The sequence below is a fragment of the Endozoicomonas sp. ONNA2 genome (genome assembly GCF_024606365.1).
Classification (GTDB): Bacteria; Pseudomonadota; Gammaproteobacteria; order Pseudomonadales; family Endozoicomonadaceae; genus Endozoicomonas.
On sequence record NZ_JAHHPO010001183.1, the window covers coordinates 1 to 10,727 of the forward strand.

The 10,727-nt window shown below is 50.2% G+C and carries 6 protein-coding genes; 5 read left to right on the plus strand and 1 reads right to left on the minus strand.

What is annotated here, in order from left to right; genetic code table 11:
• Nucleotides 1–481 precede the first annotated feature (481 nt).
• The 3 genes from KDK14_RS20815 to tilS all read left to right on the plus strand — a co-directional run bounded on the left by KDK14_RS20815 (nt 482) and on the right by tilS (nt 4,055).
• On the plus strand, nt 482–1,549 hold the full coding sequence (locus tag KDK14_RS20815) for a hypothetical protein (RefSeq protein WP_257267157.1): 1,068 nt from the start codon (nt 482–484) through the stop codon (nt 1,547–1,549).
• A gap of 155 nt (nt 1,550–1,704) precedes the next feature.
• Nucleotides 1,705–2,655 carry an acetyl-CoA carboxylase carboxyl transferase subunit alpha gene (gene accA / locus KDK14_RS20820; RefSeq protein WP_257267158.1) on the plus strand — a complete coding sequence of 317 codons (951 nt, stop codon included), beginning with the start codon at nt 1,705–1,707 and terminating at the stop codon, nt 2,653–2,655.
• Complete coding sequence (gene tilS, locus KDK14_RS20825) at nt 2,652–4,055, plus strand: tRNA lysidine(34) synthetase TilS (RefSeq protein ID WP_257267159.1); 1,404 nt, start codon at nt 2,652–2,654, stop codon at nt 4,053–4,055. The genes accA and tilS overlap by 4 nt, the downstream gene beginning before the upstream one ends.
• Before the next feature lie 143 nt (nt 4,056–4,198).
• On the opposite strand, the gene KDK14_RS20830 is transcribed toward tilS, so the two are convergent.
• Complete coding sequence (locus tag KDK14_RS20830) at nt 4,199–7,228, minus strand: hypothetical protein (RefSeq protein ID WP_257267160.1); 3,030 nt, start codon at nt 7,226–7,228, stop codon at nt 4,199–4,201.
• A 285-nt stretch (nt 7,229–7,513) separates the two neighbouring features.
• Between KDK14_RS20830 and KDK14_RS20835 the strand changes: the two genes are divergently transcribed.
• Together KDK14_RS20835 and kdsA are read left to right on the plus strand one after the other, a co-directional pair.
• Nucleotides 7,514–9,157, plus strand: coding sequence for a CTP synthase (locus tag KDK14_RS20835; RefSeq protein WP_257267161.1), 1,644 nt, complete (start codon nt 7,514–7,516; stop codon nt 9,155–9,157).
• Nucleotides 9,158–9,217: 60 nt separating this feature from the next.
• Nucleotides 9,218–10,069, plus strand: coding sequence for a 3-deoxy-8-phosphooctulonate synthase (gene kdsA / locus KDK14_RS20840; RefSeq protein ID WP_257267162.1), 852 nt, complete (start codon nt 9,218–9,220; stop codon nt 10,067–10,069).
• Nucleotides 10,070–10,727: the final 658 nt, after the last annotated feature.

Consider the following 10,727-nt stretch of genomic DNA (forward strand, 5'->3'; position numbering starts at 1 on the left):
CTTTACGATCGTTCTAATCAAGGCTGATTTAAACGACACTTATCAGTCCAAAAAGTTCTTTTTGTAACTATGGGAAGCATTGGCAACTTTTGAACTGGCTTGTAAAGGTACCATTATAATAGCGACGTTCATCAGGCCGCTGCCGGGATTTGGGTCTGACTCTTTTAGTGCAATCCTGGAAGCGCAAAAACCGAAAGTCCCGCAAAGACCACCGGCAGACCCAAAGCGGATTGCCATTGCGGAAGAGGATGCATCTTTATTCTAATGCGACTCAAGCCTATTCTCTGCGGTTCTGTTGATCGCAGACTGGCACGGCTCTTTGGCTGCGTACCTGAGCCTGCAGGATATGTAAACCTGTTTCTTTCTGCTGATACGGTAATACCAAATGGAATCCTGTATTTTTTTGTATGCTGTCGCCTCCGGGTTGCCTGAACAGCAAATGATCATATATTTAGAGAAGGCCTTACGAGAGGAACTACCTATGGATCCCGCTACTGCTCACCGAACGCCGTTATCAAACCGGGTGAGGCAAGAAACCAAACCAGTAACAGCCGATCAGGCAAAGTTTAACAACCTGCCCACCAGCACTGTTCCTGTCGCTACTGCGCTGTTACCACAGTCTAATTGCAGAAATGCGGTGGAATCTCGAAAAAGGCTAATGAGTGACGATTCCGACACTGATTCAGTACCACGGAAAAGGGCGAAAATAGAGCCAATCATTAACAGGGAAATACCACAGCCTGATGAATTCCGGTCCCGATCAGAGTTGTCAGGCAAATTTTCATTCAATCTTGCTGGCCCCGATGCAGCTGCTCAAAAAAGGCTGAAATATTCTAAAGACGATCCTCTACAGCCCGGTAAAACCCATGAAAAACCGCCAGAAACCGGGGTGTTGCCAGCCAAAAGTGAGCCGTTACGCGCCGACACCAACACAGCGTCAGCAGGATCGCCTGCATTGGTATTTCGGAATATGGACAAACTTGAAATCTCCAGGCCCAACTTGTTTCCTGGCAGTTTGGTGAAATACTTCCGATGTGCAGATGGAACATTGGGCCAGGAGAATTTCACAGAATGTGGCAATGTTTTAAAAAAGCTAACAGGTGTTTATGTTTTCGATGAATTCTATAAAGGTAATTATTATCGACGTTCAACAAGTACGTTTAGTCGGTTGAAAGAGCCTTATTCAATATATGCTGGTCAAATGGATGATGGTATGTTTTTCCTCAGAACGCTGAGGCCTGACAAATGTGCGCGGCTATTTAAACTCGATCATCAGCACCAAAAAATCCAGTATCAGGATTGTAAGGACTCGCAAGCCAAGTCTGAGGTTCACCCATTTGCCCTGTATTGCGGAAAGTCCTATGTAGAAGCATTGGCTGCTTTTGAGCTGGCTTGTAAAGGCACCGACCTGGCGACTTTCATCCGGCCGTTGCTGGGGTTTGGGTCTGACTCTTTCAGTACCATTCGCAAAGCACACAAACTCCCGGATTCACAACCTGAAGAGGCGGAACCTGAGCCGATGGATTGGACTGCGGTGGATTTGTCTTGATGAAAAACAGGTCAATTATCCACCGTTCTGTCTGCCGCTGGAAACTTGCATACCGTTGACTTGTTTACAGGTGATTACGCTTTTTAACTCGACTTTCTGGCGGTGTTTACGTATTTTGATCGCTATTTACTACCCGGCCATGATAAGTGGATTTCATGAACCCGAATTACCTGGATTTTGAACAGCCCATTGCCGAACTGGAAGCCAAGATAGAAGAACTCAGGCTGGTCAGCAGTGATGCAGAGCTGAATATTACTGAAGAAATCGCCACCATGCAGGATAAGTGCCGCAATCTGACGGATGCCATTTTCAGCAACCTTTCTTCATGGCAGGTAGCTCAGCTGGCCAGACACCCAAGACGGCCTTATACGCTGGACTACATTCGCCACATTTTCACCGAGTTTGATGAACTCCATGGTGATCGCCATTTTGCCGATGATCCATCCATTGTTGGTGGTATGGCTCGACTGGATGGTCGGCCGGTGATGGTGATTGGTCATCAGAAGGGGCGTGAGATCGAAGAAAAAGTTCGCCGGAATTTTGGTATGCCCAAACCGGAAGGTTACCGCAAGGCCTGCCGCCAGATGGCAATGGCGGAACGATTTAATATGCCCATTCTGACCTTTATTGACACGCCAGGCGCATACCCCGGCATTGGCGCAGAGGAGCGGGGGCAGAGTGAGGCCATTGCTTTCAATCTGGCGGTTATGTCACGCCTGAAAGTGCCTGTGATTTCCACGGTGATCGGTGAAGGTGGTTCCGGTGGCGCATTGGCCATTGGCGTGTGTGACCATCTGGTGATGATGGGTTATTCAACCTACTCGGTTATTTCTCCTGAGGGCTGTGCCTCCATTCTCTGGAAAAAAGCCGAGTACGCTTCTGTCGCCGCTGAAGCCATGGGGGTAACAGCCGGTCGTTTAAAAGAGCTGGGTCTGGTGGATACCCTGGTGGAAGAACCATCGGGCGGTGCCCACCGGGATCCTGAAGCTGCGGCTGCCAGTTTGAAAGCAACGCTGGTGGAGCAGCTGAACATCCTCTCGGCACTGGACAGCAATACCTTGTTAGAAAAACGTTACCAGAAAATCAGGGATTTCGGGGCGCTTTGAGTTCAAAAAAGGGTTCATCAACCATTGCCAAAAACAGTGCAGGGGCCTGTCATCCACTCAGTCCTGAGTGGGTGCTTGCGCAACTATCTTCCCGCCTGCAGTTACCCTGCCCCTTAACGGTGGCATTCAGTGGTGGTGTGGATTCTACCGTGTTACTCCATTTACTCACCTGTCTGCGTTACAGAAGCGGTACTGCTGATGTGCGTGCCGTTCATGTACATCATGGTTTGAGCCGCTACGCTGATCAGTGGGCGGAACACTGTCAGTGGGTGTGTGAACAGTGGCAGGTGCCGCTGACCATAGCCAGAGTTATTCTGGAAAATGACGGTTATGGACCGGAGCAGGCAGCCAGAGAGGCTCGATACCGGGTATTTATCAAAACCGTAGAAGCGGGTGGCTGTCTGTTGCAGGGGCATCATCGAGATGATCAGGCTGAGACGGTTCTGCTCAGGTTATTCCGGGGAACCGGTGTTGATGGTATTCAGGGGATTCCTGAACAAAGATCCCTGGGTAATGGCTGCTTGTTACGGCCCCTGCTGAGTGTGGCTCGATCAGCTATTGAAGATTATGCCGGGGCCAATAACCTCCCGTTTATTGAAGATGACAGTAATACGGATGAGCGCTTCTCCCGTAATTTTCTGCGACAACGGCTGATCCCCATGGTTGAAGGGCGCTGGCCGGGTGCGTCGGAACGGTTGGTTGAATTTGTCCGGGACGTGGGGCAGATGAATCAGGCTGTCCAACAGCAAACTGCCGGACAGTTGGCCGTGTGTCTTGAATATCGCCCGCAATGGCTGCTTGACCGGCAACCGCTGCTTAACCTGACAACTCTGCAGGCCCTTGATGCCAGTGCCCAGCGTCGGGTGGTTCGCGAATGGTTGAAACTGCAGGGCATACAACCCCCCGCCAGAGAAACCCTTGAACAGATTTTTGATGAAGTGATTGAGGCTCGCATTGACGCTGAGCCTCTGCTGAAAGTCGCAACTCGCTTTAACCTGACTCGTCATCAGCAAATGCTGGTGGTGCTGGAAGAAGTAAACCTGGAGGCGTTTGAGCCCATGATATGGGACTGGCAAAAAGAGCCGGTCGTGGTGTTGGGAGACCGGTCGCTGATCTGCAGTGCCGAACAGGAGCGCACCGGCAGGGCCATCCGACTGCCACAAAAACCGTTACTGTTGAAACGTCGTTGCCATATATCAGGCAATGAAAAGTTTGCCATTGCCGGACGGCAGGGCCGAAAAACTCTGAAAAAATGGCTGCAGGATTATAAAGTGCCACCTTGGCTAAGAGACTATCTGCCCCTGGTTTTTGCGGGTGATCAAATGGTGGCTGCGCCGGGTCTTTGGGTGTGTGATGGCTATTACGCTAACGAGAGGGATGGTTTCGCTCTCCATTGGTAAAACTTGACTGTTTTTGATCCCATCCAATGTTCTTGATTACCAGGGGCTGCAGCTATATTGAAATAAAGTACATATTCCTGCAGCCCTTGGGAGTCACGGGTCAATATGGTTTCAGTAAACAGTTCCGATACAACAGCCATCCGTCACGGATTGTTATCGTTTAAGTTACCGTTTTCCAGTGCTTCCAATGCCCGCAAACGTTCTTCCTGGTCTCTGAAATAGTGACTGTTTTCCGCAACCCGGGATACCCGGTCGGCTTCGTATGGATTTTGTAATTTGTTGAAATCAAACACAGGGTTCGGATCATTGAGACCATTTTGAGGGACTGGCAAAACGTCAGACTCCTGATAGTGACGCCATAAATCCTTTCGGTGAATCGTGGCAAAAACCTGTTTCTTTGCTTTATAGTTTTCCTGCCAGTTTGCAGGGTCAATATCCCCTTGTTGCTTGAAACCATCGATCATTTTTTTGGTAACGTTGGCTAGCTTACGCTGGGTACTATTGCGCCATTTATCCCTGAGCGTGGGCATTCGGGCAGCAAAAGCACGAAATTCGGTAAGTATCTCTTGTATCAGCTCTTTACTTCCGGTCTCAGAATAGCTGACATTCACGACTTGTTGTAAACAGGTCAAACGCTTCTTCAATGCGCTCTTGGCGATACTGCCTTTCCACTTTTTCCGGCTGAACGTTTTATGTTCATCCACGAGTTCTGAGAGTATGGCTTTTTTCAAGGTATCCCGATTTTCAGTGACAGTGTTTTGAACCAGCTGAATTTTTTTCTCCATGGAAAGACTTTTTAGCAAGCCATAGACATTACCCGGATCAAGGACGTAATCCGAGCGATCGCTTGCGCCGGGTTGTTTGGATAAATGGGCAAACATATTGTTCGTCGGCGAAAGAATGGAGGTCAGTGTGCCAAGCTGAATTCTTTTTGGTCCGTATTTTCCGACGATGGGTAGGCTTTTTCCTGGTAGCGGTAGATCTTCGTAGTGGTAAACGACGGTAAATCTTTTTTCAGGCCACTTTTTATGCAATTTTCCAGCCTGTTTTTTTGCTGCTTTTATCAGTCTGGCCTCTGATCTGTTCGTAGTGCGGATGTCGTTCTTTATTACCGTTTTCCTCGCACGTCCGCTGAGGTTTGCGGCGAGATCCTTTTCCGGATAAAACAGGTCTTCCCTGATCGCGTCTGGCCCCACAATGTAGCTTCTGACGCCGCTGTTGGCAGATCTGAAAAGATCACAGGGTGGAAGGGTCTTTACACAGGTATCGTCATTATTCAGAAAAACAATGGTTTTGTCTTTAAAGTGATCAACTAACGTGACGCCGGTATCTGCATGCTCTCCGGTCGCGGGCAACGGTGCAGTGTCGGTTTCGACAGCAAGATGGGGTGGATGATGCCCTTCGGTTTCCCTGGATTGCAGCTCATGGAACAGGCTTATCCCGTTGTTGAGGGAGCTGTTCCAGGTGGCAAAAGTCAGTCCAAGTCGAGCGGCCAGGGTTTTCCATTGATTCCATTCTGGCAAAGACGTGTCGGCGTTGGTAACCAGCAAAAAATCTGCATCAGGTTTGTACTGGTAACCCTCGGCAAGCTGAACTTCAAACACTCTTCGTTGTACCACTTCCGCCAATTGGGGATCTGTCGGGCAATCCAGGCGTCCCAGTTGGAGTTCTGCGAATAGTGTGGCTTTTGTGTATAGGGGCTGTTCAGGATTTCTGAATCTGATCGAACCTGAAAGTCTGTCCTGACCATGGGGAGGAAGTTCATCAATCGATTTCGTGAGCCCCTCGTTACCACTGAACGGTACACCTTCTCTGTTGTAAAAAGTAACGTCGGCGCTTCTCGTCTGGGTATTATTGGCATCCGCCTTAAAGTTCAATTTGAGCAACCGCTGTTGGCTGCCCTGCAAACCAAGGGCTTTCGGAGAGATATTGTTCACTTTTACCGACAGCAGGGCTTCTTCATCGCGGCTGATTGATTGGCTTCCTTCTATGGTATCGATATCCGCTGGATATCTTACGAGAAACCTTTTTTGCTCTGTGGCTACTTTTGAGAACTGTCGCTCAACCCGTCCAACAGTGGCGCAAAAGTTGGCGACACCCGTTTCATGCAGCGGCTCACCTGTGGGTATTGTTTGAGGTTTATTAATGGTAAATTCCAGGCGATTCTGTGGGTGAACTTCCTGGCCAGGCGGTATAGCGCAAGGGAGGTTGAAAATAGAGCGGGGGTTGAAGCTGACCCATTTATTATCCACGAGGCTCATTCTGATTGGCTGTGGATCTGGTGTAGGCATTTGACCGGTATTCGTGACTGACAGATCAACAGAGACCTGTTTGCCGGGTTCGAAAAAACCATCATCGCCGGGCTTATTTGGCAACAGTCTGGAGGCAGTAACAGACAGGTCATAAGGCCCGGGGTACTGGTTGGTGTAATCATTGATTTGAAAACTGCCAGAATTTCCGCAACGTCCATCAGGGGCGTTACGTCCATCTTGACCCGGTAAACCACGGGGGCCTTTAAATCCTCCCGGTTGATAATGGGTTGTCAAACGTGTTTGAGTCCTCCCACTTGAGTCAGTGCGGGTCTCAGTACTGATATACCGGTGTGACTCCCCACCTTTTCCTCCGTCTCCTCCCGGGCCACCATCTCCGCCTTTTCCACCCCGGCCATGTGCACCACCGCGAACGTCAGGAGTGTTGAAAAGCATGAGCAAATCGGTTTGCGAAGGTGCTACTGTGAGGGTTACTTTACCGCCATTGCCACCATCGCCACCTCGTGCGCCATCGCCACCATTGCCACCGGGGCCGCCTTGACCCCCGTTTTGACCCATCCGAAATCGGGTGGCGTTTTTCCCCTTGGACCCGGTTACCCCTTTACCCCCATCACCGCCGTTGCCCCCATTGCCAGCATCACCGCCACGGGCTTCAAGAGAGATTGATACTGTTCTATCGAACAGATTGAACTCATTTGATGCCTGGTTCCCTCGAACAAAAATAACGTTATTGTAGGTTGCTATTGCAACATTCAGTGCGCGAGCGTTTTGGCCGTGTTCTCCCTGAGCGCCGTCATGCCCGCGATTACCGCCGAATGTACCCTTGGCACCGCAGGCGCCATTGTTGCCTGTGGCTCCGTTGGTAACGTACCTTAAAGTGTTTCCAGAATGTAAAGGAGACATAAATAGACCTCAACGAGATGATGAGTGTTGGTGTAAGTCAGCTTGTTGTTGTGCTTAGACCATGAACTGTCAGTTTTTATCCCCGGGGTTGATAACATGAGTGTCAGTTGTTCTGATATCAGAGCAAGCGCCCGGGTGATTGGCACCCGTTATTCCGTCAGGCACAGGTTACGGGCTGTATTGATGTAATAACGGTTTTACGTTAATTGGCGGTTTTGGTATCCTGATATCCCATCTTGAGTCTCTCTTTTCACCCCGCTTTTATCATATTTACAGCAGGTAAGCATGACGCGTTATATTTTCGTCACTGGCGGTGTTGTTTCCTCGTTAGGCAAAGGCATCGCATCGGCATCTCTCGCCGCCATTGTTGAGGCCCGTGGTCTCAGGGTGACGATGCTCAAGCTGGACCCTTACATCAACGTTGATCCGGGTACCATGAGCCCTTTCCAGCATGGCGAGGTGTTTGTTACCGAAGATGGTGCCGAGACTGACCTGGACCTGGGTCATTACGAACGTTTTATCCGCACCACCATGAAGCAGGGCAATAACTTTACCTCTGGCCGGATTTACCAGGACGTTTTGCGCAAAGAGCGCCGTGGTGATTATTTGGGGGGGACGGTACAGGTTATTCCCCACATCACCGATGAGATCAAGCGTCGGGTGGTCAATGGTGCCGGTGATGCGGACATCGCCCTGGTGGAAGTGGGCGGGACGGTGGGTGATATCGAATCCCAGCCATTTCTGGAAGCCATTCGTCAGCTGAAGGTGGAGCTGGGATCTCAACGTGCCATGCTGATGCACCTGACCCTGGTGCCTTACATCAAAACTGCCGGTGAGACCAAAACCAAACCCACCCAGCATTCGGTTAAAGAGCTGCGTTCCATTGGTCTTCAGCCAGATATTCTGGTCTGTCGCAGCGAACATTACATCGATGCCTCGGCCCGGCGCAAGATTGCCCTGTTTACCAACGTCGAAGAGCGTGCGGTTATCTCCCTGGAAGATGCGGACAGTATTTACAAAATTCCGCGGATGCTCCATGAGCAGGGTCTGGATCAGATCATTGTGGACCGCTTCAACCTGGACTGTCAGGCAGCGGATCTCTCTGAGTGGGACGATGTGGTGGATCGTGAGTTTAACTATTCCGAAGAAATCACCATCGCCATGGTTGGCAAGTACATGGAACTGCTGGATGCCTACAAGTCGCTGATTGAGGCGATCAAACACGCCGGTCTGAAAACCCGAACCAGGGTCAATATTCATTATATCGACTCGGAAACCATCGAGCAGAATGGTGTTACTGCTCTGGCAGGGGTGTCTGCCATTCTGGTGCCCGGTGGTTTTGGTCACCGTGGCGTGGAAGGCAAGATTCAGACTGTGCGCTATGCCCGCGAAAACAGGATTCCTTTTTTGGGTATCTGTCTTGGCATGCAGGTGGCGGTTATTGAGTATGCTCGCCATGTTGCCGGTCTCAAAGGGGCGAACAGTACGGAATTTGATCGCCAGGCGGCCCATCCGGTGGTTGGTCTTATTACTGAGTGGATCGACGTTGACGGTCTGGTTGAAAAGCGTGATGAGGGCTCTGATCTGGGTGGCACCATGCGTCTCGGTGCCCAGAACTGTAACCTGGCGGTCGGCACACTCTCCCGTGAAGCCTATGGTCAGGATGTTATTACCGAGCGCCACCGCCACCGTTATGAAGTGAATAACCATTACGTCAAGACCCTGGAGGACGCTGGCTTGGTCATCGCTGGTCGTTCAGAAGGCGATTGCGAAGAGAGTAGCCTGGTAGAAATCGTTGAGATTCCTGACCATCCATGGTTTGTCGCCTGTCAATTTCACCCGGAATTTACCTCAACGCCCCGGGATGGCCATGGCCTGTTTTCTGCCTTTATTCATGCAGCGCAGGCTTTCAAGCACGCTTCTGACTGAAGCCGGGCGGCTGATACCTGCTTTTGCAGGTTTTTTTCTAAAAACCTTTAAGGAACGTTTGTGAAAAGCAAAATTGTTGATGTTAATGGCATTCAGGTTGCTAATGATCTGCCGTTTGTCCTGTTTGCCGGGATGAACGTGCTGGAATCAAGAGATCTGGCCATGAAGGTGGCAGAAGAGTATGTACGGGTAACTGAAAAGCTCGGCATTCCTTATATTTTCAAGGCTTCTTTTGATAAGGCTAACCGTTCGTCAATCGCCTCTTATCGTGGTCCGGGCATTGATGAAGGGTTGAAAATTTTTCAGGAACTGAAAGCCACCTTCGGCTTTGCGGTGATTACCGATGTCCATGAACCTTATCAGTGCCAGTCAGTGGCAGAAGTGGTGGATGTGATTCAGTTACCGGCGTTTCTGGCCCGCCAGACTGACCTGGTGGAAGCCATGGCCAAAACCGGTGCAGCCATTAACATCAAGAAGCCGCAGTTTCTCAGCCCCGGCCAGATGGGGAATATTACGGATAAATTCCGTGAAGCGGGTAATGATCGTCTGATTCTCTGTGAGCGAGGTGTCAATTTCGGCTATGACAACCTGGTGGTTGATATGTTGGGTTTTCATACCATGCAGCAGGTCAGTGGCGGTGCACCGGTTATCTTCGATGTGACGCATTCGCTGCAGTGTCGTGATCCCATGGGTGTCGCTTCCGGTGGTCGACGGCACCAGGTGACAGAACTGGCCCGTGCCGGTATGGCGGTTGGTCTGGCAGGACTGTTCCTGGAAGCCCACCCTGATCCTGACAATGCCCGCTGTGATGGTCCTTCGGCTTTGCGCCTGTCCACGCTTGAGTCTTTCCTGACTCAGATGAAAGCACTGGATGAGCTGGTTAAATCATTCCCGGCACTGGATACTCAATAACGTAACTGTTTGCTGAAATCCTGCTGACCCTTGATTTCCAGGGGCCATAAGCAGATGTACTTAAGTTCAATATGGCTGCAGCCCCTGGTAGTCGCAAACATTGGATGGGCTCACCAAACAGTTGCCCGGTAATTCTCTGCCTGAGTTCCCGGGCAGCTCCAGTCAGGAATTGTCCCGAAATAATTCCCCTTTTTTTTGTTGCGCAAGGTCATGGCCAGAGTGGCTATTTTTGTTTAAATCTCAGTAAATTGAACTGAATTCATCAACCCGTTTCTCTCGTCATCTTTACCAGGTTTGTCTTTTTTATCTTTTGTAATGAACTATTGTGGTTAGTCGTGGTCGCATGTGTTGTAAGTAGTTAACTAAATGAAATCGTATTTCTGACTAAGTGGGTAGTCACTCTGCGGCGATACAACTCCGGTCATATAGCTACGGTTAAGTTTCCTGCGTTGTGCCTTGCATAGTAACTGCTCTCCTGTGCCAACATAGTTGTCGCCTCTCTTGAATTTAGATACCAGGAGGCTGTCCGAGAATAGCGCCCGTAGCGAGGATGGTAGTCTATTCTCGGACAGCCTCCCGGAACAGGGGCGTCCAGTGAGTGATCAATGGCCCGCTATTCAGAAGAGTTCAAAGAGTCCATCATTCAGAAGATGATGCC

Coding starts and splice junctions, on each gene's coding strand:
- KDK14_RS20815 (WP_257267157.1), top strand. CDS start 482: ATGGATCCCGCTACTGCTCACCGAACGCCGTTATCAAACCGGGTGAGG.
- accA (WP_257267158.1), top strand. CDS start 1,705: ATGAACCCGAATTACCTGGATTTTGAACAGCCCATTGCCGAACTGGAA.
- KDK14_RS20830 (WP_257267160.1), bottom strand. CDS start 7,228: ATGTCTCCTTTACATTCTGGAAACACTTTAAGGTACGTTACCAACGGA.
- KDK14_RS20835 (WP_257267161.1), top strand. CDS start 7,514: ATGACGCGTTATATTTTCGTCACTGGCGGTGTTGTTTCCTCGTTAGGC.